This window comes from Methanosarcina sp. UBA411 (assembly GCF_002495725.1).
Lineage (GTDB): Archaea > Halobacteriota > Methanosarcinia > Methanosarcinales > Methanosarcinaceae > Methanosarcina.
The window spans coordinates 15,629-42,614 of sequence record NZ_DAGK01000027.1; the positions used below are offsets into that span (position 1 = coordinate 15,629).

Sequence of the window (26,986 nt, forward strand, 5' to 3'; positions counted from 1 at the left end):
AGGGATTTAAAAGCCTCCTTTTTCCCATTATGATACAAAAATTCCTTTTTTATGTTATCTAAGAATTTCCCGTTTTTGATTTTCATAATTTCATTGTTATTTTTCTGCGACTCGTTTATTTTTTTGAAATTGCCTCTTTAATATTCTTCAATATTGTACGTGGTATAAGCCTCGTGTAAGGACTCTGAGAGGTTCAAAAAATCCATCTTAACCAGAAAATTTAATCTAATAATATTTACACTGTCTAGGTTTGAGAGAGCAAGATGCTGGTAAACCAATCCAAGACCAACAGTTACCTAATTATTTAACAGACATATTGCAACTTTCTATTACTTATAATTAAGTCAGTCCTGCTCATAGTATACTTTACGAATGATTTCCATTACAAACCCATAAGTTTTGGAGGATCTGCTGTAAAAGACGAATGTAGTCTTGAGTGCAAAAGTTTGCATTAAGTCGCCTGATAGTTTATTATTACTGTCGGCGTTGAAAATATGTATTATTAAAAATCAGCTTAGTCTCATCTAAAATATATAATCCAGTAAAATAAATAATTGATATTTTTATTAATAATCTGATATATTTTGAAGATTTGGACAATTTAGTTATAAAGAAAAATATACTTAAGTCTAGGTTGCAAAATATTTTGAATAAAGGTTATTAATATTTGTTAAAGAGAGGTTTGTATGAATAAGAAACTTTTTCGCAATACTGTTATATTTATTGTAATTGTTATTCTCAGTGGGTGGATAGGTGCTCTTGTAGATTCACTCCTTACCGAGCAATCCAAAGGCGATTCTACTGGTATGGGAATATGGTTAGTGTTACCTATGCTGGCTGCAATTGCAATCACCATTTTTTCAAGGGGCAGTTGGAGTGATATTGGTTTCAAGCCGAATTTCAAAGGAAACATAAAATGGTACTTGATTGCTGCTTTGATTTTTCCTGTTGTAACAGCGATAGTTCTTATAATTGGGGATATGACAAAGTGGATCGACTTATCAGCATTTGACCTCAGACCTTTTATTTTGCTGTTTTCCAGTACCCTGTTAATCAGTTTTATTATAGATATTTTTGATGGGGCTCCTTTGTATGGCTATTTAACTTCACAGCTCGTCAAATTAAACCTTAATGATTGGAAAATATATCTCACAGTTGGCATTGTTTGGGGAATGTGGCATATTCCATATTACCTGGTCTTTTTACCGGAAACAGATATGCAAGTAGTGTTACCTGTCAGCCGAACTATATTTTCCATTATTTCTATTATAACAATGATATGTTGGGCGGTGATGTTTATTGAGCTCTATAGGGTAACAAATTCTATTTGGCCGGGCGTTGTATTACATATGGTAGAGGATTCGCTAATAAATCCCTTAGTTATATCAGGTTTTATCAGCATTGCAGCAGGAAAAGAAATTCTTATTTCACCAATCACTGGAATTATCACATCAATTCTTTATTTATTAGTTGGATTTGGAATAAGAGCTTATAGAAGACAGGCAAAAAAAGTGACTGTTAGTTAATGAAGTAATATTTGTTAAGAACAGTATATGTTAGTTTTAAAAACCAGCTTTATCTGTTGCGAGTCTTTTAATCCTTGAACGGGCAGTTTCAGCGTTTGCTTTGAGTCCCTTGCTTTCCCACAGGTCAGCTGCGATTTTAAACGCATTTTCTGCTCCTTTAGGGTTTCTAAGTCTCAGGAAAATCCTGCCTTTTTCATACCAGGCTTCAGGAAAGTCTGGTTTCTTCCGAGTTGCCTTTTCAAAAGCATGCAGGGCTTCTTTTTCAGAGCCGGTTTCAAAAAGGATTTTTCCCCTGAGATGCCAGGCTTCTGCATTTTCAGGTCTTTCCTCAAGGGCTTTTTCAAAAGCTTCTCTGGATTCCTCTACCTCTCCTAGCTTTAAATGTAATTTGCCTTTCTCAAACCAGATGCTTGCATTATCAGGCTTCTCTTCCAGGGCTTTTTCGAATTCCTTTAGTTTCTCCTCACATCTGAGCATCCGGAAAAGCACAGTGTCTTTTCCTTCCCAGGCATTTTTCTGTACCGGGTTCAGAGAAATAGATTTCTCGAAAGCTTCAAGTGCCTGCCTGAAGCGCTCGAGCTTTACTAATGCAAATCCGATATTGGTCCAGAGCCCTGGATGATCCGGATTTATTCTGGAGGCACATTTAAATGTTTCAAGAGCCTCATCGTAGCGTTTGAGTTTTAACAAGGTATTTCCTTTATGAAACAGGGCTGGAAAATTTTTGGGGTTTTCAGAAAGTACCGTGTCAAAAGCCTCAAGTGCAAGCCTGAGCCTGCCCTGTCTGTAAAGATTTACTCCGTCATCGTAAAAGCTTTCTGAACTTTTCGGGTTACTTTCTTCCGGAGTTTCACCTTCGAGATTGTTTTTCCGAAGTCCAGTTTCCGAAAGATACCTATACTCAGGGGATATTTCCGAACCAGGCTGGGTATCAAGGTATATGAATTCTTCTTTTGGCACAAAAGCCTTGCAAATCCATCCTGGCTCAACCTTCCGGTTTGTAATGACGCAGTACTCATTAACATGCTTGGAACAGACCCCGCAGCAGTAGATTCGCCTTTCCAGCCTATATCGAATCTGATCAAGCTCAGTGGTAACCAGCCCCTCATTCAGCCGTGCTTTGAAAGTCTCGTATGGAATATTTTTAATTTTTATATAGACAGTTGAAGGGGCAGGGGGGTTCCATTCCGGAAGGTTTGAAGTCTGTTTTTTGCTAATCATAGTTCTGGTAGGTCTGTTCGTTATAAGAGTTTTTACTAGAATTTTCTCTCTTTATGGTAGTTCCTCTATTTAATTAAAACTGTGCATCGAAAATTAAATATTTTTCCGCAGGTTAGATAATTATTTTATATTAACTTTTTTATAATGCCTCATTCTGGGGAGATTCAATCCCGGAGGTGGAATTATTGAATTCTGTTCTATTAGCTGGTGAGGGCTGCTCTTGCGTTGAAGTTGGCGAATGAGAAGGTATCGAAACTGGTTCTTCAGATACGGGTGCAGAAGACTTCTCCTGTACAAGCACGATTTTGGTGGCATCTGTGCTTCCGAACTGGTTTGTAGCAGTCAGGGTATAAGTCGTGGTTTCGTCGGGAAATATACGCTGGCTGCCAGTTAAACCTACGGTTCCTATCCCAGGCTCTATAGAGACTTTCGAGGCTCCAGAGACACTCCATGTTAAACTTGAGCTCTCCCCTTTCTCGATAGCATCTGGATTTGCGTTAAATGAGCCGATAGATGGCAGGCTTTCTTGAGATGCCTGATTATCCTGAATTTTTGAATTATTCTGTGATGCCTGATTCTCTTGAAGTGCCGAATTGTCTTGAGATTCTGAAGCCTCTTCTGATATCGGATTCTCCTGAGATGTCAGGTTTTCTTCTGCAGACGGAAGATTCGATGCGGAAATGTTTTCAGAAGAAGCAGAATTTTCCTCAACTGCAACGGTACAGTAAGCTGCATCTTCTTTATCGCCGTTTGAAGCTGTAAGCTTATACGTCGTAGTGCTAGCAGGAGACACATTCAATGTTCCAGTGGGCTCTCTAACTCCAATATCAGGTTCTATGGTAACATTTGAAACACCGGAAACGTGCCAGTTCAGGACTGCACTCTTGCCGGGTGTGATGGAATCAGGGTTTGCATCAAACGAACTGATGAGAAGAGGCTCTTTAGATCCTTCGCTAACCGTAACCGTGCAGAGTGCTACTTTCTCTTTTCCTTTACTATTAGCTATTAATTTATACGTTGTAGTTTCGGAAGGGGATACGGAAATTGATCCATTTGAACTTACAGGTCCTATACCAGGCTCTATTGTAATATTGTCAGCTCCAGAGACGCCCCAGTTCAAAACAGAAGATCCTCCTGGCTCGACAATTCCCGGGTCTGCATCAAAATTACTTATTCCGACCACAGCTGCGGGAAAAAGAGCTTTTAGGGCAATAGCTATACTCAGTATGGTACCAAATAACTTTATAAGTTCTGGTAGCGAGTTCCACATTGATTTAATTTGTTTCCAAATCGAATTTTTATTATCCTCTTTATCCATAACCAGGCTCCTACAACCTATAAATTAAAATAGACAACCATTATTAGTAGGTTGAAAAATAATGTTTTTCAGGAAAGTTCACCTGAAACTTTAAGGCTATACATTCAATTATTTTTTAGGTGGCAGTTTAGATATAGCTCATAGTTTAATAATATAATATATATTAATTTTGGGATATATTTTCAAAAAGTTAGAAGAAATTTAGAAGTAAGTGAATTTTGAATTCGACTTGAGAATTTAACTTGGGGAAGTGATCATATGAACTGTCACTGTAAGAAAACACACGGAGTTCCTGCGTTATTTTCTTTTTTCATTCCTGGTCTGGGCCAGCTTGTAAAGGGACAGGTATCCAAAGCAGTGGCATCTGGGCAGCCCTGCTAATAAGTCTATTTATGAGCGTCATCGGTATAGGATTTTTAATTGGAATGGTTGTCTGGATTGCACAGATTTATGATGCCTACAATGCATGAAAAGCAGGTTAAAAAATTTATTTTATAGGCTGAGTTTTAGAGGAGGTCACTTTAAAGGGAAAAACCTTTTTAAGTTAAACTATTTATATACGCTCTCTTGTTAAATGTCTTAAAAAAGGTAAGTTCTATGAATTGTTGCAGAACACACGGGATTCCAGCCTTATTTTCTTTTTTCTTCCCTGGCCTGGGCCAAATTGTAAAAGGACATCTGTTAAAGGCTCTGGGCATCTGGATAGCCTTCATAATTACAGGGGCAATGCACATTTTCGGGACTGGATTTTTAATATGGACAATTATATGGGTCTGGCAGATTTATGATGCCTACAATGCCTGAGTAATAACAGGTTAAAAGAAATCTTGAAAGGATAACATAAGTGTTCTAGTAAGCTAAATTACTTAGCTATGCATCAAGCTTTTTCTAAATATCAGAGGGCACAATCCTTTTTTCAGTTGTTCTCTATGAACCAGTTTTATTTAATTAATTCTACTTCATCTATTTTTATAATTTCTGTCAATATTTATCAAAATATATCGAATTGACAGGAAAAGCAGAGACGAATTGAACTCCAGATAAGACCGAAAAACTTTCCCTGCTCCTTCTAATTCACGTATTATATAAGTCCAAAGTTTTTCTCAGTATTTGCGTACCATTTCCGCCTGCCATTTAGTTTCCGACCATCTTCGGAACCCTATAAATTTTTGTATCCTATCCAGATAATTTATCACTTCATCAGTCGAAAAACCAAGATCTCTAAGCACGCACCCCAGAACCGTACCAGTTCTACCTATACCTCCCATGCAGTGGACAACAATACCTTTCCCTGTATCCATTTCTTTTCTTGTTACATTAGTTGCCTTTCTGACAAACCACTCAAGTGTTTCAGGATCATATGGAGCATTACCAATAGTGAAGGTCTTCTAATTCCGCAGAAAAAAGAAACTTGAGAGGATAGGGATTAGAGGATAGGGATTATAAGATACATCAGAATCACAGATACAGACAACACTTGAAAAACCTGCATTCCTAATTTTCTCCCAGGACGTACGCACTCCTGGATAAGACATACCAGCCAGAGGTACAGGTTCCTTAAGAACTACGTAAAATTCATTGGGATTCTGATGCCTTCTATTACAGGCATTGACTGAGGACTAAGCAGTGAGAGCATAATCGTAAAATCATGTGATTAAAAGATATAAATTTCGTTTAAATACAGAATATATCAGGATAAGTGTGTACAGTCAGGTAAAGTCGCACAATGATATCAACAAAGCCTTAGATATCTACTGATTAAGCTGAGCAGACTTGATGAGAATCGAGTAAATTATCGGCTGTTGAAAGAGTTATCTTAATTCTTGGGAATACGATCTATGAACTGTTTTTGGCGGGAAAAACGGAAGATAACTATGGCGCTGTAATATATTATATCTATACAAAAATCTAATAAATAATAGGATGTAGTAAAATAAAAAAGATAAATTGCTAAATTTTTTAGTTTCAGAGTGAAATATGAAGCTTTGGGTCTAAAATATGCTTAGAAACTTGAGCAGTACTTAATTTACCTTAAAACTTTACACTTAATGCTATAACGATCATTTACAGTTGAATAAGCTACTGTTAATCAAACATAAGCCTTCAGAGAGATGATTCTGACAAACGTTTCCTCTGATTATATATCGTGGAGATTAATACATAAAAGAAGAACTAAGGGTGAGAGTATATCCAGAAATCGATAAGAAATATTTAATCTTTTTTGTAGGGCTTATCTACCAAGAGAGGGAATACTTATGGATATTGTGACTGATTTATCCACAAAGATTGCGGAAGCCACAGTACCTGATGAGATTGATCTGGCGCCTCTTATAGCTGAAGCTTTTATCCGAGGCGGAAAAGAAAAAGAATCTCTTTTTGGAAGGCAAGAGAGTACAGAACTTGGGGCTTTTGGATTATTTGAAGGCATATTACTTTTCCCATGGATTTTGAAGGGAATAGCAGTTGCTTCTCCTTTTATACTCAAGATTTTATCAGTAGATGATGAGAACCTCTCAATTATAAACAATCTTCTGGGTATATGTGATAAGCTCAAGATAAAGGAAATAAATAGTAAGCTACCTGAAAAATACTCTTCAGTTCTAACAACAGTCTTCGATACGTTTTCAACAGAATTGAAAGCTTCTGGTCTTCCTGATGAACAATGTGAAAAAGTTATTTCGAATGTTGTTATTACACTATTAAAAGATCCATCCATTTCTGTAATATTTGTGGAAAAAGTTGCTGGGTCCAAGTGATTCTATGCCCAAAAATGAGAAGTGCCAAACTCTTCCTCCTTGGATATGGGTATGTCTTTTCTTATATATTTACGAATTACCTAATCTGATAGTAAAGCTGAAGACAGATTTTATTGATTTTCTCTTTCCAACAGATCCTACTTTTGTGGACATGGCCCTTATTAGGAGATTTGAATTAATAAATGCACCCTACTGGATTCCCAGAATATTTCTGTTTTTAGGTGCTTTGAATTTATTATTTCCGTCAATACGAAAATACTATGTTGAAAAAAAATATAATTTAACCGAAAATTATCAACAAGTCCCAGCAATTGTCGAGATTGAAGATTTTCTTAAATTTCACGCTCCGGATCTTAAAATTAAAGCAAATCTTCTTAGCTCAAAAGAAGTAGTATTTATCTATCCAATAGGATATCGTAAAACTGGCATAGCAATATTTGGAAAATTTGTCAAGTCATGGCGCTTAGACAGAGAAAACGCTCAGGCAGTGCTTTTCCATGAGATTGGTCATTATAGAAATGGAGATGCTTTGATTCTTGGAGCAGGTAGTTCCTTTGAGTTTGTACTTAGACATACATTCAGTATTATTTTCTTTGTTTTCCTTCTCCAAATAGCTTTAGCTTTTATCGATTTTACAGGAACCTCTTATCGTAAAACATTCGTACCTCAATACCTCTTAATGAATTTAATATATTATCCATTACCTATACTTTTTCAAAACTTAGCCTATTATGTTCTCCCCATAATAGGTATCTGGTGTGCAGAGCTAAATGCAGACAGGTTCATGATAAAGTCAAAGGGCGGTTTAGGTGTTACTTCTCTAAAGGCTATAGAAAAGCTGAAAAGAGAAACGACAGTGAAACAGTGGCTTCTATCTCAAATAACCCATCCTCCAATCATTATAAGATGCTGGATGGCTACTTATTCTTTTAATAATAAAAGCCTTCTACTATTTCTTTTTCTTTTTCCTATGGCACATGTATTTCAGTTATTCCTGGCTGTAATTAGTTTCTTATTCGGCACTCTCTTTGTACCATATCTACTTGGAGCATTAAGTATAGAAAAAATTTCTGAAACATTGTATACGGCATTAATCTACTACGTAGGCTCAAGGTCACTTATATGGTTATCCTTTTCTATTCTGTTAATATTATGGCCCTTTATAGCAATTTATTGGGTTAGACTTTTCTCAGGACTGCATGAAACATATAATCTGGAAAACTATAAGGTGTACCTCTTGAATGCATCGATTCTGACATGCGCTTTTGTACTCTGTTACAACCTTGAATAACCTAAAGAGTTTTATAATTGAAGTTCCACTATTTTTCCACAAAAAATCTTATTTTTTTCAATAATGCTAGAAATAATATTTACTTTGCAAAATATTTGTTTAAAACAGTTTTAATTGAATTTAATGATATTTTATTTCAATAATCTAATTGTAAATTTTTTAGTTATGTAATAAAGAAAAAACCGGTTCTGTAGAAATCCTCTGAAATAAAGAATTTTTCATTAATTTGAACTGAATAGCTTTACCTGTTTTTACTTCCTGATTTTCAGCCTATTGTAACTGATTTAGATAGGTTTTCTACAAAGTTGGAAATTAGTATTAGCAATTACGGAAAATGAGAGACACGTGCGGAACAACTTCTCACTTTTATGCCAAATTATAGCAAAAAATACTTGATAAAACGTATTCTTCACAAAATGAAATTAAAGGTATAAAGGACAATTCTTAAAGAATTAAACTTTAATATACAATTTATATTATTTTATTACAGATATGATAATATATACCAATATATACCAATATATGTTCTCGAAAGGCCTGAAAAAAATGGAAAAAATGTAACTTTAGTTAGAAGAGACTAATTATTTATAATCCGATTGCATATTATATATGCATCTCTATTAAATAAATTTTATTTAAATTATATATGAATAGATCCCAATGATCTAATTCGCAAACGGGGGTAAAGAATGAAAATAAAATTAATCGTCTCTCTACTAGCATTATGCTTAGTTTTCTTTCTTGGGTCCGTACAAGCATTAAATTCTGACAGAGACCTAGCAGACGGCGGTGGCGCAGGCTTGGTGGGTTCCCAGTATCGTCTCCTGCATTTATTAAATCATACAGGAGACATGACTGAGAATGTTACCGGAAATATAACTGGAACCTTTATTTGTAACATGACTGGGAACACGACAGGAAATATGACTGGTACTTTTATTTGTAACATGACCGGAAATATGACCGGAGTGGCCGGAAATACGAATAATATGACTATAATCGGAGCTATCATCGGAAACGTAACTGGAAAAATGGATAATACGACCTTAAATGGAACTATAGAAGGAATTATAACCGGAAGTATGGAAAATAAGACCGAAGTTATACAACAAGAAATAGATAGAAATATAGAAGAATCCTTTAAACATTTTAGCTAATTCCAGAAATCAAATCCAGAAATCAAAATTGGGTCTCAAATTTTTCAAATTCCCAATAATCAATTGAGTTCTGGCACTAGCAAATAATCTGGTTACAAATATTATTTAATTTTAAGACAGTCTCTCAGACACTTGTTTTAGTATCAATGAGTATTGAGATATAATCTCAATACTAGTTGATTCACAAAGTTACTCAGTAGTATTCAATAATTTTTTAAATTCTTCACTATCCCACAAATGTTCAAATTTACGATCTACTTTCACCATTTCTTTATATGCAGGATTAATTTCAATAGCGTACCTCAAATCAGATATTGACTGCTCTTTGTCGCCGATAAGAGAATATACGCATGCACGATTATACCAAGCAAGTGAGTACTTAGGGTTAAGTTCAATTGTTTTATTGTAGTTTTTCATCGCTTCTTCGTAGTTACCTATCCAGAAAAACGCTGATCCTCTATTGTTCCAAGCATCTGTATACTCTGGATTAACTTCAATTGCCTTATCATAGGCTTTTATTGCTTCTTCATAGTAGCCTAAACTATGGAGAGATAATCCTTTGTTATACCAAGCGAGTGAATTTTGAGGATCAAGTTCAAGTGCTTTATCAAAAGCTTTTATTGCTTCCTCATGGTTACCTAAATAACCAAGATCAGCTGCTTTGTTATTCCAAGCAAGTGAATTTTGAGGATCAAGTTCAATCATTCTATCATATGTTTTAATTGCTTCTTTGTAGTTGCCTAGAATATCGAGAATATGTCCTTTATTAGTCCAAGCAACTGCATTTTGAGGGTCGATTTCAATTACTCTATCAAAGGCATTTAATGCTTCCTCATAATAGCCTAAACTATAAAGAGCCAAGCCTTTGTTGTTCCAAGCATGTGAGTTTTGTGGATAAAGCTCAGTTGCTTTATCAAAGGCCTTCACTGCTTCTTCGTAGTTAACTAAACCAGATAGAGCATTTCCTTTATTAGTCCAGGCAATTGAATCTTGGGGGTTAATCTCAATAGCCTTATCGTATGCATTTATTGCTTCCACATAATAACCCGAATTGTTGAGAGCTAACCCTTTATTATTCCAAGCAAGTGAGTTTTGAGGGTTAAGTTCAATTGCTATGTCATATGCTTTTATTGCTTCCTCGTAATTCTCTAAACTAGAAAGAGAATTTCCTTTATTGAGCCAGGCATCCGCATATTCTGGATCAACTTCAATTGCCTTATCATAGGCTTTTACTGCTTCTTCGTAATTACCTGAATAGTAAAGAGCTAACCCTTTATTGTTCCATGAGACTTCTGGATCTTCGGAATCACTTATTATCTCTCTATTGTGAGCTTGTAATGCTTCCTCGTAATTGTTTAAATGACCAAAAGCAATTTCTCGATTATTCCAAGCGAGTGGATCTTGAGGATCAATCTCAAGTGCCTTGTCGTAGGCTTTTATTGCTTCTTCATAATCACCTAAACTAGACAGGGCTTTACCTTTATTGGTCCAAGCATTTAAGTTATTAGGATTAAGTTCAATTGCCTTATCACAGGCTTTTATTACTCCTTCATAATCACCTAAATTGTAGAGAGCGTTTCCTTTATTAACCCAAGCAATTGAATTCTGAGGGTCAATTTCTATGGATTTATCAAAAGCTTTTACTGCTTCTTCGTAATTCCCTAATATAGACAGAACTAATCCCTTATTGGCCCAAGTAACTGAACTTGAAGGGTTAATCTCTATTGCCTTATCAAAGGCTTTGATTGATTCTTCGTAACTTCCTAAGCCAGACAGAGCAATTCCCTTATTATTCCAAGCTTCTGGGTTTTGAGGATCGATTTCAATTGCTTTATTATATGCTTTTATTGCCTCAGCATAGTTCCCTAAACTAGACAGAGCATTTCCTTTATTATTCCAAGCAGATGTTCTCTTAGGGTCTAATTCAGTTGCTCTGTCAAGCGCTTTAACTGCCTCCTTGTAATTACCTAAATTCTTAAGAACCGATCCTTTATTATACCAAGCAACTGCACCTTGAGGGTTTACTTCTATTGCTTTATCTAAAGCTTTTATCGCTTCCTCGCGGTTACCTAAATTGTAAAGAGCAAATCCTTTATTACTCAAAGCCTCTGAATTCTGAGGATCAATTTCTATTGCTTTGTTGTAGAACTTGATTGATTCTTCGTAGTTACCTAAACTGGCTACGGCGAATCCTAAACCATTCCAGGCAACTGAGTTTTGAGGATCAAGCTCAATTGCTTTATTGTATGCTGTAATTGCTTCCTCGTAATTACTTAATTTAGACAAAGCATTTCCTTTATTAGCCCAGACACGTGGGTCTTGAGGGTCAAGCTCAATTGTTTTATTACAGGCTTTTACTGCTTCTTCATAATTACCTGAGTTGTAAAAGGCTAATCCTTTCTTGTACCAGGCTTCTTTGTACTCCGGATAGACCTCAATTGCCTTATTGTAGGCTGTTATCGCTTTCTGGTAATCACCTAGCTCTTGAAGAGCTGACCCTTTATTATACCAAGCAAGCGAGTTTCGAGGATTAATCTTAATTGCATTTTCACTAGCCTCTATCGATTCCTTGTAGGCTTTTATTGATTCTTCTTGCTTGCCTAAATCGTATAGAGTTTTCCCTTTATTATACCAGAAAAGCGAGTTTTGAGGATCAAGTTCAAGTGCTTTATTATAGGCTTTTATTGCTCCTTCATAATTACTTAAATTGGAAAGAGCAACTCCTTTATTATTCCAGACATCTGGATTTTGAGGATCAAGTTCAATTGCTTTATCGTAAGCATTTATTGCTTCTTTATAATTCCCTGAATTAGCTAATACATCTCCTCTTACAGTCCAGGCAATTGGGCTCTCGTGTACAAAATACACAGTAACAAAAAAAATCGTTAATATAATAGCAAAAATAATAATATTTTTATATTTAAAATCTTTCGATTTTTCAGTTTTATCTTTACTGTTTCCATAGTAAGACTTAACTAAATAAACAAATAATGACGTGATAATAATCATTATAATAAACGTAAATAAGCCGTATGAAGAAGCTTGCAGCTCTAATAAATTATTCATAGGAATCAACTGGTCCCCTATTTTCCCCATTAATAGGTTATGTTAATAAGATTATTCTTGCCTGATTATTGGTAAGTTTAAATAAACAGATTTGATCTCACACATATTTATCTATCTTTTTGCTTGATAATTATTAACAAAGTAACTCTAACTGTTTGATCATATTTATCTTATTAAATGAGCCATCCTAATACTCAAAATAGCTTATCAAATATTTATTATTCTAGATTATTAGGCAAGTTCTTTATAATTTTTGGAAAATAGTCTGAAATTTATCGATTTGGAAGTGAAATTGGTTTTAGCATTGGCTTAATTATAAATATAAAATTTAAAATAAGTATTTGATAAATATAGAATAGCTATAAAAATTGATAATTTGATAAATACAAAGAACGTTTTGAACAAACAGAGAATTGTATAAATAAAAATAATGATTGATATATTTTGAATACCTTTGAGTTTTTCCCTTAATATCTGATCCCATACCTTTTAATATTCCAAATACCGTAACTATGAGAACTTACGCATGCCAATCATCTTCAGGTGACGTTATCAATGTATTCTGATCGAATCAATGCATTACCCCCATACCTTTTTGCAGCAATAGATGAAGCAAGAGACGAACTAATTGCTAGAGGAGTCGATGTGATCGACCTTGGCGTGGGAGATCCCGACCTGCCTACACACCCTCACATTGTCGAGGCAATGCGAGAGGCAGTCTGCGACCCAAAAACGCATCAGTATCCTTCTTATGCCGGTATGCTGGATTTCAGGAAAGCGGCGGCGGAATGGTGTAAGAAATATAAAGGGATTGAGCTTGACCCTGCGACTGAAGTCCTCTCCCTTATAGGATCAAAGGAAGCGGTTGCGCATATTCCACTCGCTTTCATCAACCCTGGGGATGTCGTGCTCTACACTGATCCCGGGTATCCGGTTTACAAAATAGGAACAATGTTTGCAGGCGGAGAGCCATATCCGCTGCCGCTGACTGCAGAAAATGATTTCCTGCCGGATCTAAACTCAATTCCTGAGGATGTCCTGAAAAAAGCAAAGTTGTTCTTCTTTAATTACCCGAACAATCCGACTGCTGCAACTGCCGACATGCAGTTCTTCGAAAAGGTCGTTGAGTTCTGCAAAAAGCACAACATCATTGCAGTGCATGACAACGCTTATTGCCAGATGACTTACGACGGATATGAAGCTCCCTCTTTCCTTGCTGCAGACGGGGCAATGGATATTGGCATAGAACTCTATTCGCATTCCAAGACCTATAACATGACAGGCTGGAGGCTTGGGTTTGCAGTCGGAAACAAAGACATTATAAAAGGGCTCGGCAAGGTCAAATCCAATGTGGATTCAGGCGTCTTTGATGCTATCCAGATTGCAGGCATCGCAGCCCTCTGCTCTTCCCAGACCTGTGTCGAAGAAACAAATAAGATTTATGAAGAAAGGCGGGACGCTCTTATCGAAGGGCTTACTGCTATGGGCCTCAAAGTAAAACCGCCAAAAGCTACCTTCTATATCTGGGCTCCGGTACCTGAGGGCTTCACCTCAATGAGTTTTGCAAAAATCCTGCTAGAAGAAGCCGGAATCGTTGCAACCCCAGGTGTCGGGTTCGGAGAAGCTGGCGAAGGCTACATCAGGTTTGCCCTCACAAAGCCGGTAGAGAGAATTAAAGAAGCTGTTGAAAGGATGAAGAAACTGCAATTCTAAATAACTTCATTTAGAGAAGCTATGAACCTCTCTAAACATTCACATATATTAGAAAAAAAGCTTTCATTTATTCAAAAATCTGGCCAGATATATGGATACGAGGCCAGAAAACTTTCTCTTTTTATAGCAACTGTCCGCTATTTCTTAAGGGTCACAAGAGTCATCTAAAGTCTTTAAATATCTTCTAAAATCTTTAAATATCTTCTAAAGTCTTTAAATATCGTTAATGAATCTTATTTTCTATCAAAAAAGATATTTTTCCCGGTTACGCTCAGCGGAATTCCAAAAACTACATCCGCGTCCAGCAAGCCTGAAACCCTCGCGGCTGCGCCAATTGAGTACATTACCCTGTTGTCAATGCAGAAATCCTTAGCTTTTGCAACGGCTGCACCTATAGCTATTCCCAGGTCTACATATTTGAGCATGCAATTTGGACCCCTGAAATCTACCTCTACTTTTTGCTGGTTAAGCATCTCAGAACAGGTTTCAAAACCGCAGGCTCCACAGTCAAGGCTTGCAGCCCCGCTGATTTTAACACCGATGAGGACAGCAGCTCCGGCATTTCTTAGGTTTGCAGCATCCCTTTTCAGAAATACGAAGCCTGCGCCCTTTTCATCTGCCAGCTTTTCCATAGTTGAGGCAAGAATCTCAATATCTTCTTTTTCGATAAGGGCAGTTACTATATCGTCTACACCTTTGGCTTTTGGAGCAGTCCGAGCAGCCAGAAGTATGCTTTTTGCAAGTGTTTCAAGAACTTCGGATTCAGGATTAAGGATCATACCAGTTAATTGGAATTGTCTGGGCTTAAGCATTTCGCAGGTTCTAAAAAGGCTACCTATTTTTCTTTCCTTCATTAAAAGGCAAATAATTCTCCGTTTGCGGGCGCATACGCATCCACACCGATTTCTTCCGAAATCCACTGCGCAAAGCTTTCGGTTTTTTCTCCATGCATTACAAAGACTCTTTCAGTACCTTTCCTACAGAAATCCTTAACAACTTTTTTTAGCTCGCTATCGCCGCTATGGGCGGAAAAGTCGTACTGCTCTACCTTGGGCTTGAGAGTAAGGATATCTTCTCTAGTCTCGACAAATCTATGCTCAAGAGCCAGCCTGCCATTTGTGCCTTCAGCCTGATAGCCTGTAAGCAGGACTTTTGAGTTAGGGTCTTTATAAAGCCGGTTCAGGTAATAAAGTACCGGACCTCCATTCAGCATTCCGGCTGTAGTGACAATGACCGAGGGTTTTTTAAGGACCGAATCCCGCTGATTGTCTTTTACGGAAATAGCACGTCCGAAAGCTCGATCAAGAAGCTCGGGGGCTTTGAGGTATTCAGGATATTTTTTAAGAATTTTATATACGTCCCTGCCCATGCCGTCCACATAAGCCTGAATTCCGTGGGCATCAAGCAGCATAAGGATTTCTTGAGTTCTACCTATCGCAAAAGCAGGGATAAGAGCAGTGCCTCCTCTATCCAGTGTATCCAGAACCGACTCGATAAATCTTTCTTCGGTTTCCTTTCGGGGAATATGGTCTTCCCCGAAATATGTGCTCTCAAGAATCAGAGTATCGGCCTCGGGAAACTTAATCGCTCCGGGTACAAGCCTTGTTTCCTTAAGGTTAAAGTCCCCGGTATAAAATAGGCTCTCTCCTGACTCGGATTCCAGGAAGATTCCTGACGCTCCGGGAATATGACCTGCATCATAAAAGCAAACCCTGTACCCATTAGTTTTGAAAGTCTCTTCATAATCTACTTTTTTTGTTCTCCTGCCAAGCTTCTGGAGGTCATCGAGATCAAAAGGGGATACGCCTGATATTGTGCTTTCTGCAAGTTTCAGTGTGTCTTTTCCCAGCAGGAAAGTAAATTCTGCAGTCGGCGGGGTCATGAAAACCTCAGGATTCTGGTACATCAGGTTGGGGACAGCCCCGCAGTGGTCAAGATGACCATGTGAAACAAGCACGACCTTCGGTTCCATGCTATTGAGAGGGTATTCCGATATGTCCCCGGTTTTTATACCGTAATCGAGCAGAACCTCCCCATTTACGAGTAAACCCGAACGTCCGACTTCTCTGCACCCGCCTTTAAAGGTAAGCTCCAGAATAAAACCTCTTTAAAATCTATTAAAATTTTTCTATAATATCTGATATAATATTTGCGATAATATTTGTTAAATACTTCTGTGAGCACAGGATAAATAATCTACAATAAATTGCCCTTGATTTAGTATTTCAAAGTCTCTAAACTGATTTTCACTCATTTGAGGTCTGTAAATAGGTGTATAAAGTTAGTTGATCTCTAACTATTACCGATTTTAGGCACAAGACGTTTAAATAATAATTCCATAGTTATAAAGTGGATAAATTCTACAGAGTTTACTGGAGTTTAACGAATTTTACCAATTATATGTGTTTTCGTAGAAGCAAAAGAAGAGAGACTAAACTATGAAAGGAAAATATCTCATACTTGTTGTAATAATAATCTCAATTCTGTTAATATTATTCATGACTCCCCTTAGATATGATATATTGGGACACTCACAACTAGGAGAATTAAACTTGACAGTAGCTCCGGAAAAAACTCGGATACAGGAAGGTGAAGTGTTCCAGATTAATTTAACATTGACAAATACAGGAGAAAATCCCATCAATGTCTGGAAAATGTCTGAACAGACAAGTTATAATATACTTTTCTTTAATTCCGATGGGTCTATGATGCCTTATTTATGGGTAAACTCAAGAATTCCACTAACAGACGAAGATCTTACTGAATTGAACCCAGGTGAGTCTCTATATAGCACGGTTGATTCAACATGCTGGAACTTGACAAAGGGAGAATATACTCTTAATGCCGTATATGATACCACGTCTCCAGATGAAGATATTCAGAAACCTTATTGGATTGGCAGGATAAAATCCAATAATGTAACAATAACCGTGGAGTGAATTTCGAGAGCTCACCTCTTTACTTTAATTTGAAACTTGAGCACATGGTCACTAAGGTTATGGAAGACTGATCTGAAACACAGATAATTTACAAAGAGAATGTAAGAAGGGCTTTAGCCGCCCGCAACTAGCTAAGAAAAAGCAACAGAAGTACGTGTATTACAGCTAAAAGGTAACCGAATGCTATGTAAAACGTCCCATCTGGAATTATAATCGTTCTCTTGATCCCACAGACCGTTTTTAATTTCACAGGATCTATAAAGTCCTCAGCCAGCTTGTCTAAGGTTACTCCTATACAGAGCTGCCTCTTCTTTTTTTCTCTCTTCTCTGGTAAAGGCCGCTCGCCTTCGTCGAGCGTGGCATGAACGGCCAGATGTGGCAATAAGGTTGTATATAGATCAAAGAAAAAAATAAACAAAAATAAAAAATAAGATGTCAGAGAGGACTATTCTCATACATCCTCAACTGTGCCTTTGCTCTCAACTGTACCGTTATCCTCAACTGCGCCATTGCATGAAATCTGCCAGTTTTTAACCTTTTTTACGCTTATTTTTATTGTTTTTGCAAGCTCCACAGGATCGGCTTCTGCCAGGGCTTCTACGCTTGTAATTCCAGCTTCCTCCAGCTTTCCTGCTGTGGCTTTTCCCACGCCTTCGAGATCCTTTATTGATTTAGGTCTTTCCTTTTTAGGCTGTTGAGCCTGCTCTTCCTGCTGGGTTTTCTGCCATTCAATGAAATTGCACTGAGGGCAGCCAAGGTCCCAGGGTCGTTTTCCCGAATTGATTAAGCGAATATGGTGAAGGCCGTGGGCTTCACAGAGCTTGTCAATGACCACAATCTGTCCGCTTCTTGGCAGGGGAAGCGAAAAGGTACAGTTCGGATAATTATTGCAGCCTATAAAGCGGCTTCCTCTTTTTGAACGCCGAATCATAAGCTCGTTTCCGCATTCTGGACAGGTGCCTATTATTTTGTCTTCCCTAAGGCCTGCCTGGAGGGATTCCACAATTTTGTCCCGGTTTTTATCGAGTTCCGAAAAGACCTGTTTCAGCATCTCCCGCGACTCTTCAAGGACAGCAACTTCTTTGATCTTGCCCTCGGCAATCCGGTCCATGTTTTCTTCAAGCAGCTTTGTCATGTCCGGTTTTGTAATAGTAGGAGAATACTTCTCAAGAGTATCCATTACTGCAAAAGAGGTGTTCGTAGGCTGTACGGGATTCCCGTGAATATAAGCCCTGGAATAAAGCTTGCTAATAATCTCGTGCCGCGTTGCCTTTGTTCCAAGCCCGAGCTCTTCCATAATATTAATAAGCCTTCCCTGCCCATAGCGGCCCGGAGGCTGAGTTTCTTTATCCGGCATCTCTTTATTTGTAACCTTCAGGAAATCGCCTTCATGGAGTTCGGGGAACAACCTGTCTTCAGGCGCATTATAAGGATAGTACCATCTCCAGCCCGGCTCTATAAGCCTTGCCCCATTTGCCCTGAACTCTTCTCCGTTAATGTCAAGTCTCAAACGCATGGTTTCCCACTCGCTTGGTCCGGCAAAGGTCGCAAAAAAGCGCCTGACTACAAGTTCGTAGACCTTCCACTCTTCCTCTTTTAAGTCGGATTCTTTTGCAAGAGAGGCAGGATAAATAGGTGGGTGGTCTGTGGTTTCCTTTTTTCCTCGCGTAGGAATAAGTTCGGTTTTCTCAAGCAGGGCGTCTGCGTATTCTCTAAAGGGACCTTCTTTGAAAATCTCAATCTGGGCTCTCAGATCAAGGGTATCAGGATAAACCGTATTGTCCGTCCTTGGGTATGAAATATAACCATTCGTATAAAGAGATTCGGCTATACGCATCGCGTTTGCGGGACTGAGCCCTATTGAGTTTGCTGCACTTATGAAACCTGTGGTATTAAATGGTGTTGGGGGCTGGTCGGTCTTTTTCCCTTTTTCTATTTCTTTTAATTCGGCCTGCTTCCCCATTTTTTTGAATGCTTTTGTAGCCTCTTTTTTATCCAAGAAACGGCGAGTTGAGTGCTGAGCTGAGAAGGTTCCTCCCTCTGCATTTTGGAGCTCAACATGGATTTCCCAGTAAGGAGTCGGGACAAAAATATTCCTTTCTTTTTCCCTGTCAACAATAAGAGAAAGGGTTGGCGACTGTACCCTACCTACGGAAAGAAACATTTTTCCGAGCCTGCCTGCAGCAAGAGAAATATAACGTGTAAGAGCTGCGCCCCATACAAGGTCAATAACCTGCCTGGAGTGACCTGCATCTGCAAGATTAAAATCGATATCTGTAGGGTTTGAAAAGGCGGCTTCTATTGCTTTTGGGGTTATTGCGCTGTAGCGGACCCGGTTAAAAGGAGCATCCAAACTCACCTGTTTTATAATATTGAGGGCCTCAACTCCTATTAATTCTCCTTCCCGATCGTAGTCCGTGGCAATCGTGACACTGCTTGCCTCTTTCCCTAGGCTTCGGAGGGCAGTTACAATCTTTCTGTTGATGGGAGTTGTTATGATATCGGCGTCAATAAGGGCTTTAGCTTCCACTTTCTGCCAGTTATTGTACTCCTTGGGAAAATCGATCCCCACGATATGGCCTGAGAGTCCTATAACCACAGTCTCCTGTGTTTTCCCGTCGGACACAACCTCATACCGGTATACGTCCACTCCGCTGACTCTATCCTTCTTCGGGTTTTTTGGAGCCAGAATCGCAGCTATCCTCCTTGCTGCTATATTTTTTTCCGTTACAATAAGGTGCATTTAAAACTCCGGTATAATTTTTTATATTCTTGGGAGAAATACTGGCTTACCCCAAAAATTCTGCCAGTCTGAGACAAAGCCTGCCTCTAAATCCTAATTCTTGAAGTTTCCTTTTTCGATATAAATTTTTGGATCAAATCTCAATATAGACTGTCATCCGTAACTATAATTAGGCTTGGAGTTATTTATCTGCCCTTCAGGAGTATTCATCCGCACTTAAGACTCTTCTTTATCTGCTATTTCTATATTCACCTAAGTCTCTCTTGGATGCTTTTTCAGTTGATTCCTTTCAATATATTAAGCCTTTTAGGTTTTTTCCCTGATTTTTTCAGGGCTTTCCATTACCTTCAGTCAGCCTAAAAGCAAGTTCTACGGCTTCTTCCGGACTTTTTGCTCTGTAAACGCCTTCGATTTTCCAGCCTGGCTCGAGCACAACTACGGGCTTTCCCATCTTCAGGCCGAGTGCTATCTCCGAAAGCGTTCCGTATTCTCCATTAACTGCAATCAACGCATCCGATGACTGTGCTATCAGAGCGTTTCTGGCGTGTCCCATTCCGCTGACAACCGCGATATCTATCCAGAGATTTGCTTCCTCTCTCAGGATTCCGGGCAAAATTCCTAGGGTTATTCCTCCTTCCTGCTTTGCTCCGTACGCTGCTGCCTCCATAACTCCGCCCAGACCTCCGCAGAGCAGAATCGCTCCTCTTTTTGCTACTTCTCTTCCCACAACTTCTGCAAGAGCTCTGATCTCGCTACTGCAAGCTCCTGCGCCTATAACTCCTATCTGTTTTCTGGAATCTGTTTTCATCGGTGCTTTCATTACATAAACACCTTTTCTTCATTTCAGATCTTTAATACGAGTTTCTTTCTTCGAGTAAGTCCGAATTTACTAGCTTTCAAAAATAATTAAAATAATGGTAGTTAGGAATAATAGATAGTTGGACAGTTAGCAATAATAGATAGTTAGCAATTAGTTAGAAATAATGGCTCTGAATTTCCACGATCTCAGTACTATTCTTCGCGGTTGAATACTCTTCAAGCGGCTCCTTATTGAGTTCGAGAAAACTGTGCCCCCAATTAAACTTGGAGAGGACTTTTTCAGCCTGTTCTTTATGCCCCAAAATGTAGAGAGCTGCCGCAAAGGCTTCGGCTGAGTTTAGCTTGAAGGGTCTTCCGAAATTCACAGGATTGCCTGCAAGCAGATAGGGAAGGGCCCTATGCTCGAGATTCAACTTCGCAAGTTCGGGAAAAACCCTTTCCACTTCTTCCCAGGAACAGTCGAGTACAATAATCCCTTTTCGGGAATCATCGGCAGGAGAAAGGGCTTTATCTGCAGTTGGATCCAGAAGGATTGCTGATCTGGGCAACCTTGATATCTTGTCGTAAAGACGGGCAAGATCAAAACGAGCCAATTTCCTTCCGGTGCACTTTTTTGGGTCACACTGTCCGGCATGATAGATATAAAGGGGAATATCCCGTTGATTTGTCGGATTCATCACTGATCCTCTGAAATATGCGGTTCTATTTAAACAGTTTCCTTATTTACCTGTTTCCCTGTTACCTGTTTTCTCTTTTATCTGTTTCTTTGTGTATCAATCTCAATAGTTTATTTTTTACTATATCGTTTTTTAATATTAATAAAAGTTGTTTTATATATAATAATTAATATATAATTATTAATACTACTGCTTCATCTTTGGCCAATTGTGAAGAGGAATTAGTATTGGGATTGATATCTTAACTGAATCCTATCTTCACATGATGTTAAAGTAGTAAATAAACAGTTTACCTTGGCCTTTATCACACAAGTAATTTCGTAATGGAATAAATCATTCAGTTAATACTCTATGACATCAACATTTTGTCGGGTTAATTAATGAAGAAGCATACTATATTTATTATAATAAACATCGTCGATTAATTGACTCGGAATAAGAGATTACTCTTCTTTGTGGGGGGAAGGCTACATTCTCTTTGACTCTGGCACTCCTGAGTGTAAATAAATCATCCAGAAAGATGCAATCCAATATTGAGATAATGACATCTCTTTAACATTGCTAAGATCTGATATTCTGGCCGCAGGAAGCTAGAGTTGAAGAACTAAAAGTTTCGGGAGATGGACTATAATGGAACAACCAGTTGATGTTCTGGAACAGTCAATTGATTCTGATAATGAAATTGGGTATGAAACACTGCAGGTACCCTGGTGGGTAGTCCTTCTGGAAGGTATTATTGCCATTCTTGTAGGTTTATTCCTTATATACAGACCTGCAATAACTACAATTATTCTCATACAGTTTCTGGGTATTTTCTGGCTAGCAGAAGGAGTTCTTTCTGTTGTAGGGGCACTAATATTCTCTGGGAATAGGATATGGAAACTGCTTTCGGGTGTCTTGAGCGTTATTGCCGGAATATTTATACTGATGTACCCAATCTACAGTCCTATCATAGTTCTTACATTATTTGTTATTTTCATAGGGGTATGGGCAATTATCAATGGAGCTGTAAAAATTGCCCTGGCTGTTAAAGGAGGAGGATGGGGTACGGGAATTATCGGTATTCTTACCATAATTCTAGGCCTACTTCTTCTAAGCGATTCTCTGATAGGTACTTTGTCTTTGCCGTGGGTATTTGGTTTTTTCTTTATCATCGGGGGAATAGGAGCAGTTATCGGAGGATTTAAAATGAGAACCTGATACCGGATTATCGGAGGATAAGGAGAGGATTTTAGTATGGAAAGACCTATTGGTGTCACTATACTGGCTTTTGTAGCTATTGTTCTGGCGTTTTTAAACGCTATTGTAATGCTTCGGTTTCTCGGTTTTTTGCCTTTTTTAGGGGTAGTTGAGGGCCGTATTTTCAGTCTCTGGTCTGCACTACTGTATGGCCTGCTCGCCTACATATGGGTGTGGCTGGCTCAGATGCTCTGGCAGGTGGACAAGCAAGCATGGATATTTCTGGCTGTTATTACGATATTCAACCTGTGCATTGATTTTGTAGTACTGGTTACAGGAGGTTCATGGTACGACGTTAATTTTTCAGTTCTTCTGAATGTCCTTATTCTTGTCTATATCATGCTACCTGGTGTGAAGGAGGCATTTGGGACAGATTAAAACATGCCTATTTAGCTGATAGTAATTCATGATTTTCCCAACAGCTAAAAAGGAATTCAGATTTATTTTGGTTACTTTTTTTGAAGTCCTTTCTGGCACGAAGGAATATCTTAACTAGAGAGCAGCAACAGTAAAGCTACCAGTCGATTTTCGGATAGCGTCGTATGAAAGAGTATCTTACCCGGATGTAACCAGGCTACTCTTACAATCTAACTTCCGAAGTGGTTACTGTGGAAAAGAAAATTGTAATTACTGCACTCGTGCTTGCAATGTTTGTGCTTGTTATTGATACGACGATAATGAATGTTTCGATTTCAACACTCATTAAAGATTTTCACACTAACGTTGCTACTGTCCAGGGTGCCATCACACTCTATGCTCTTGTAATGGCATCATTTATGATCACCGGAGGAAAAATCGGCGATATTATTGGCAGAAAAAGGGCATTCAGGACAGGACTGATCGTCTACGGTACTGGTTCTTTCCTGACTGCGATCAGCCCGACAATGGATGTATTGTTTATAGGCTGGTCGATCCTTGAAGGGATTGGGGCAACCCTTGTCATGCCTGCTATCCAGACGCTCGTGACCTCAAACTACAGTGGGAAGGACCGTGCCCTTGCTTATGGCATATTAGGTGGAATTGTTGCAAGCGCAATTGCCCTCGGTCCCATTATAGGAGGCTGGCTGACAACTAAGTACACATGGAGGCTTGCTTTTGGGGGTGAGGTAGTGATAGTACTCATTGTCCTGTTGTTAAGCCGATATATTCTGGATGCACCCCTTGAGACTGAAGAGAAACCCAAGCTGGATATAGTCGGCTCGATAATCTCTGCGCTGGGGATGGGGTTTATTGTTTTTGGGATATTACTAGCAGGGGACTACGGCTGGTGGGAGGCACGTCATATTTTCTCAATTGGAGGGATTGAAATTTCCCCGTTCGGCCTTTCCCCTACCCCGGTGTTTATTTTAGCAGGAATCATTATACTGCTGTGCTTTGCCCTGTGGGAACATCACGTCATTATTCTGGGGAGGATGCCGCTCGTAAGACTCGATGTGCTAAAGGACCGAAGGATTACTTCAGGCATCTTTGTCCAGATGGCTCAGACCACTCTTATAGGAGGTTTCCTGTTCAGCATGGCCCTTTTCCTCCAGATCGCCCTGGGCTTCGACGCTATGCAGACAGGCTTTCTCTACCTCCCCCTCTCCATACCGCTTTTAATTGCTTCGCTTACAGCATCTCGATTATCTGCCCGCATAGCCCCAAAGCGTATCATCCAGGTTGGGTTGCTTGTACTTATTGCAGGGCTTTTACTGGCTATTGCAACCATTAATGTGGAGGTCAGAGGGTTTGCCCTGCTAACAGGTTTTGCCTTAATAGGTATAGGCGTAGGAGTTATGTCATCCCAGATAATGAATCTCGTCCTCTCCCAGGTAGTTCATGAAAGAACGAGCGAGACAGCTGCCTTTATGAGCACTTCCCAGAACCTGGGCATGGCTATCGGGACTGCTTTGATGGGTTCCATCGTCATTGTAGGCTTTGTAGGAGGAGCTACTACCCTCATAAATGACAGTACTGTTATTCCGGAGGATCTCAAACCCTCTGTGATATCCTCAGTAGAGGAAAATTCCCGCTTTTTGACCAATCAACAACTGACAGCTATCCTGAAAGATGCCCCTCCTGGACTTTCTCAGGAAATCTCGAGGGTCAATGAGGTCGCCCGCATTTAGGGAATAAAAGTTTCGCTGTGGGGGCTGGTGATTTTTGCGGGATTTGGTATAATCGCCTCAATCTTCCTGCCGCCTGGGATTCTGGTTCCTCCACAAACCGAGCAGTAAAACAGCCTATAATTTGAAAAATTTAAAAATCTTCAGACCTAGAAGAGTTATTTCTAAACATATCTTAGGATAAAAATGTTTTTTCTCTTTTTCATTCATTTTATTGAGGGTAAAAACCTGTTTGTCTGTTTTTGTGACAATTTTATTTTAAAAACAAGATCTTTCTATCAATCAAAGCTCTTGAGCTAATTTGTCATAAAATTATAATCTTGAGAATGAAAAAGTATATATTTACAGTTTTTGCAGTAGGAATGATGAGATCTACCCTGATCACAATTCTTTTGTCTTCCGAAAAAAGGACTGAGCTGCTTCTCCTCCTCAAAGAAAAGCCTAGGACCATTGAAGAGATCAATAATGAGCTTGACACGAACTCGGTCGCGATCCTGCCACAGCTTAAAAAGCTAAAGGAAAACGGGCTCGTGATTCAACAGGATAGGATATATGAACTTTCCCTGCTAGGGATAATTATCGTCCGAAAAATGGAATCTCTTGTAAAGGCTTTCAGGCAGCTTGAGGAAGACTACAATTAAGGGCCGGTATTAGAAGATTAGATACTTGTAAAAGTGACAGCTTCACAAAATCTTTTTTCCTTGAAGCTAGAAATCTGGCAGACTACTTAAATATTGAAGATCAAGGCCCAGAGTACAAATTTTCTGTTGCCTTTTCTCCCTGCTACCAGCTAACGAAAAATACTGGCTTTGCTCTTGCTTTTCAAGTTGCTTTTGCTTTTGAGCTTATTCCTCTCTTTCAAGCCACCTTTGGGGCACTCTTGAGTTTATTCCTATTTTCAAGCTATTTTTCAGTTTATTCTTGCTTCTCAAGCTGTTTTTGAGCTTTTTCCCTTACCTCTGCAAAAATATCCGTTCCTTTCGTGTCAATTCCTACAATAAGCGGCCCGAAATCTTCCACTCTGAGCACCCAGACTGCTTCAGGCATTCCAAGGTCAAGCCAGTGGACAGTTTTTACTTCCTTGATTAATTCTGCGGCAAGGGCTGCACATCCACCTGTATAAGCCAGATAAACGCACCTGTTCTTCAGGGCATCGGCTATGCTTTTCATCCCGCCTTTTCCTATAATTGCCCGAACATCATTTGCTTTCAGGAGAGAAGGTGTCATTTTTGACATCCTGCCGCTGGTCGTAGGACCTGCTGATACTACTTTCCAGCCGTTTTCGGTTTGCTTCATTAGGGGGCCGCAGTGATAAATCACAGCGCCTTCCAGAGAAAAGGGAAGTTTTTCTCCTTTTTCTTCCATCTCGAGAATTCTTGCATGAGCTTCGTCCCTGGCTGTCAGGATTTCTCCTGAGATATAGACAATGTCTCCTGCATTAAGTTTCTCGATATCTTCTAATTTCAGCGGTGTTTTCAGGTGATACTCCATTATTCATCCCCCCTGAACACAACCGAAGCATGCCTATTCGCCCAGCACTGAATATTTATTGCAACCGGAAGGGAAGCCGTATGACAGTGAGCGGTTTTTACGTGCACTGCAAGGGCAGTTGTACTGCCGCCAAGGCCCATACAGCCTATTCCGAGAGTGTTTACAGCCTCAAAGATTTCTTTTTCCAATCCTTCCATTGGGGCATCAAGGGGCTCAAGCAAGGCTTCTTTTGCAAGCCTGGCTGCCGCATCAAAAGAACCTCCAATCCCTACTCCTATGGTCAGAGGAGGACAGGGCATTCCCCCGGCATTTACTACAGTCTCGAGCACGAAGTTTTTTATGTTTCCGATTTCTGTCGGGTTAAACATACGCAGATAACTCATATTTTCCGAACCTGCACCTTTAGGGGCAGCGGTTATTTTTAACTGATTTCCGGGAACAAATTTCCAGTGAATATCCGGAATTCCAACCCCTGTATTGTTTCCACTATTCTTTCGGGTCAGAGGATCAACGGCATTTGGCCGGAGAGGAATTTCGGCTGTTGCAATGGTTACGGCCTCCCTGATCGCTGCCTCCAGGTCAAAGCCGGACTGAAACTCAGTTCCTATTTCAGCAAAAAAGATCATAATGCCTGTATCCTGACACATGGGAACTCCATGCTTTTTTGCAATTTCAAGGTTCTTCAGGATTGCCTGAAGCTGAGATTTTGCAACCTGATTTTCTTCTGCGGTTTCAGCTTTCCGGAGGGCATTTGCTACATCGTCAGGAAGCTCGATTTCCGCTTTTCTTAAAAGGTCTGCGATAGACCGGATAAAACTTTCACGGCTAATTTTTGTAGACAAAAGATCACCATTGTATAGGAGAAATGAATTCTTTAGAACAAAGAGCAGGCATGAATATATATTCTGTACAGGATATACAGTGA

23 protein-coding genes are annotated in these 26,986 nt (G+C 39.1%); 12 read left to right on the top strand and 11 right to left on the bottom strand.

All coding sequences use genetic code 11. The annotated features are described in order from the left end of the window. Positions 1–686 precede the first annotated feature (686 nt). Entirely contained in the window at positions 687–1,526 is an 840-nt protein-coding gene (locus BP861_RS09735; protein WP_292374799.1) for a type II CAAX prenyl endopeptidase Rce1 family protein, read from the top strand. Positions 1,527–1,562: 36 nt separating this feature from the next. Here BP861_RS09735 and BP861_RS09740 read toward each other — a convergent pair whose 3' ends face one another. Beyond that, positions 1,563–2,747: a tetratricopeptide repeat protein gene (locus BP861_RS09740; RefSeq protein WP_292374801.1), complete on the bottom strand. Its 1,185-nt coding sequence runs from the start codon at positions 2,745–2,747 to the stop codon at positions 1,563–1,565. Positions 2,748–2,886: 139 nt separating this feature from the next. Next, positions 2,887–4,017 carry a hypothetical protein gene (locus BP861_RS09745; RefSeq protein ID WP_292374803.1) on the bottom strand — a complete coding sequence of 377 codons (1,131 nt, stop codon included), beginning with the start codon at positions 4,015–4,017 and terminating at the stop codon, positions 2,887–2,889. A gap of 306 nt (positions 4,018–4,323) precedes the next feature. Between BP861_RS09745 and BP861_RS16115 the strand changes: the two genes are divergently transcribed. After that, positions 4,324–4,446, top strand: a complete 123-nt coding sequence (locus BP861_RS16115) for a hypothetical protein (protein ID WP_394339173.1) — start codon at positions 4,324–4,326, stop codon at positions 4,444–4,446. A gap of 216 nt (positions 4,447–4,662) precedes the next feature. Further along, positions 4,663–4,869 (top strand): hypothetical protein, encoded by a 207-nt coding sequence (locus BP861_RS09755; protein WP_292374805.1) that lies wholly within the window; start codon positions 4,663–4,665, stop codon positions 4,867–4,869. Between the two features lie 299 nt (positions 4,870–5,168). Here the strand turns inward: BP861_RS09755 and BP861_RS09760 are convergent, their stop codons facing one another. Continuing rightward, positions 5,169–5,366, bottom strand: a complete 198-nt coding sequence (locus BP861_RS09760) for a protein-tyrosine phosphatase family protein (RefSeq protein WP_292374807.1) — start codon at positions 5,364–5,366, stop codon at positions 5,169–5,171. Between the two features lie 954 nt (positions 5,367–6,320). Between BP861_RS09760 and BP861_RS09765 the strand changes: the two genes are divergently transcribed. The 3 genes from BP861_RS09765 (at position 6,321) to BP861_RS09775 (ending at position 9,269) form a co-directional block, all read left to right on the top strand. Next, a complete protein-coding gene (locus tag BP861_RS09765) occupies positions 6,321–6,821 on the top strand; it encodes a hypothetical protein (protein ID WP_292374809.1) in 501 nt (166 codons plus the stop codon). A gap of 4 nt (positions 6,822–6,825) precedes the next feature. Then, complete coding sequence (locus BP861_RS09770) at positions 6,826–8,112, top strand: hypothetical protein (protein ID WP_292374811.1); 1,287 nt, start codon at positions 6,826–6,828, stop codon at positions 8,110–8,112. Between the two features lie 689 nt (positions 8,113–8,801). Next, positions 8,802–9,269 (top strand): hypothetical protein, encoded by a 468-nt coding sequence (locus BP861_RS09775; protein ID WP_292374813.1) that lies wholly within the window; start codon positions 8,802–8,804, stop codon positions 9,267–9,269. A gap of 189 nt (positions 9,270–9,458) precedes the next feature. On the opposite strand, the gene BP861_RS09780 is transcribed toward BP861_RS09775, so the two are convergent. Then, complete coding sequence (locus BP861_RS09780; protein WP_292374887.1) at positions 9,459–12,335, bottom strand: tetratricopeptide repeat protein; 2,877 nt, start codon at positions 12,333–12,335, stop codon at positions 9,459–9,461. A 555-nt stretch (positions 12,336–12,890) separates the two neighbouring features. Here BP861_RS09780 and BP861_RS09785 point away from each other — a divergent pair. Next, entirely contained in the window at positions 12,891–14,048 is a 1,158-nt protein-coding gene (locus BP861_RS09785) for an LL-diaminopimelate aminotransferase (RefSeq protein ID WP_292374814.1), read from the top strand. A 233-nt stretch (positions 14,049–14,281) separates the two neighbouring features. Here BP861_RS09785 and BP861_RS09790 read toward each other — a convergent pair whose 3' ends face one another. Both BP861_RS09790 and BP861_RS09795 read right to left on the bottom strand, forming a co-directional pair. After that, on the bottom strand, positions 14,282–14,827 hold the full coding sequence (locus tag BP861_RS09790; protein ID WP_292374888.1) for a ferredoxin domain-containing protein: 546 nt from the start codon (positions 14,825–14,827) through the stop codon (positions 14,282–14,284). 74 nt (positions 14,828–14,901) lie between these two features. Further along, a complete protein-coding gene (locus BP861_RS09795) occupies positions 14,902–16,143 on the bottom strand; it encodes an MBL fold metallo-hydrolase (RefSeq protein ID WP_292374890.1) in 1,242 nt (413 codons plus the stop codon). A 457-nt stretch (positions 16,144–16,600) separates the two neighbouring features. Between BP861_RS09795 and BP861_RS09800 the strand changes: the two genes are divergently transcribed. Beyond that, a complete protein-coding gene (locus BP861_RS09800; RefSeq protein WP_292374816.1) occupies positions 16,601–16,987 on the top strand; it encodes a hypothetical protein in 387 nt (128 codons plus the stop codon). 451 nt (positions 16,988–17,438) lie between these two features. Here the strand turns inward: BP861_RS09800 and BP861_RS09805 are convergent, their stop codons facing one another. The 3 genes from BP861_RS09805 to BP861_RS09815 form a co-directional block, all read right to left on the bottom strand. Next, positions 17,439–19,730 carry a DNA topoisomerase I gene (locus BP861_RS09805; RefSeq protein ID WP_292374818.1) on the bottom strand — a complete coding sequence of 764 codons (2,292 nt, stop codon included), beginning with the start codon at positions 19,728–19,730 and terminating at the stop codon, positions 17,439–17,441. A 328-nt stretch (positions 19,731–20,058) separates the two neighbouring features. Next, entirely contained in the window at positions 20,059–20,550 is a 492-nt protein-coding gene (locus BP861_RS09810; RefSeq protein WP_292374820.1) for a TIGR00725 family protein, read from the bottom strand. A gap of 154 nt (positions 20,551–20,704) precedes the next feature. Continuing rightward, positions 20,705–21,226, bottom strand: coding sequence for a DUF367 family protein (locus tag BP861_RS09815; protein WP_292374823.1), 522 nt, complete (start codon positions 21,224–21,226; stop codon positions 20,705–20,707). A 630-nt stretch (positions 21,227–21,856) separates the two neighbouring features. On the opposite strand from BP861_RS09815, the gene BP861_RS09820 reads away from it, so the two are divergent. The 4 genes from BP861_RS09820 (at position 21,857) to BP861_RS09835 (ending at position 25,211) form a co-directional block, all read left to right on the top strand. After that, a complete protein-coding gene (locus BP861_RS09820; protein ID WP_292374825.1) occupies positions 21,857–22,426 on the top strand; it encodes an HdeD family acid-resistance protein in 570 nt (189 codons plus the stop codon). Between the two features lie 36 nt (positions 22,427–22,462). Next, positions 22,463–22,843: a hypothetical protein gene (locus BP861_RS09825; RefSeq protein WP_292374827.1), complete on the top strand. Its 381-nt coding sequence runs from the start codon at positions 22,463–22,465 to the stop codon at positions 22,841–22,843. 230 nt (positions 22,844–23,073) lie between these two features. After that, positions 23,074–24,573 (top strand): MFS transporter, encoded by a 1,500-nt coding sequence (locus BP861_RS09830; protein WP_292374829.1) that lies wholly within the window; start codon positions 23,074–23,076, stop codon positions 24,571–24,573. A gap of 323 nt (positions 24,574–24,896) precedes the next feature. Next, complete coding sequence (locus tag BP861_RS09835) at positions 24,897–25,211, top strand: ArsR family transcriptional regulator (RefSeq protein WP_292374831.1); 315 nt, start codon at positions 24,897–24,899, stop codon at positions 25,209–25,211. Between the two features lie 274 nt (positions 25,212–25,485). On the opposite strand, the gene BP861_RS09840 is transcribed toward BP861_RS09835, so the two are convergent. After that, positions 25,486–26,061, bottom strand: a complete 576-nt coding sequence (locus BP861_RS09840) for a FumA C-terminus/TtdB family hydratase beta subunit (protein WP_292374834.1) — start codon at positions 26,059–26,061, stop codon at positions 25,486–25,488. Next, positions 26,061–26,903: a fumarate hydratase gene (locus tag BP861_RS09845; protein ID WP_292374835.1), complete on the bottom strand. Its 843-nt coding sequence runs from the start codon at positions 26,901–26,903 to the stop codon at positions 26,061–26,063. Before BP861_RS09845 ends, BP861_RS09840 begins: the two co-directional genes overlap by 1 nt. Between the last annotated feature and the right edge of the window lie 83 nt (positions 26,904–26,986).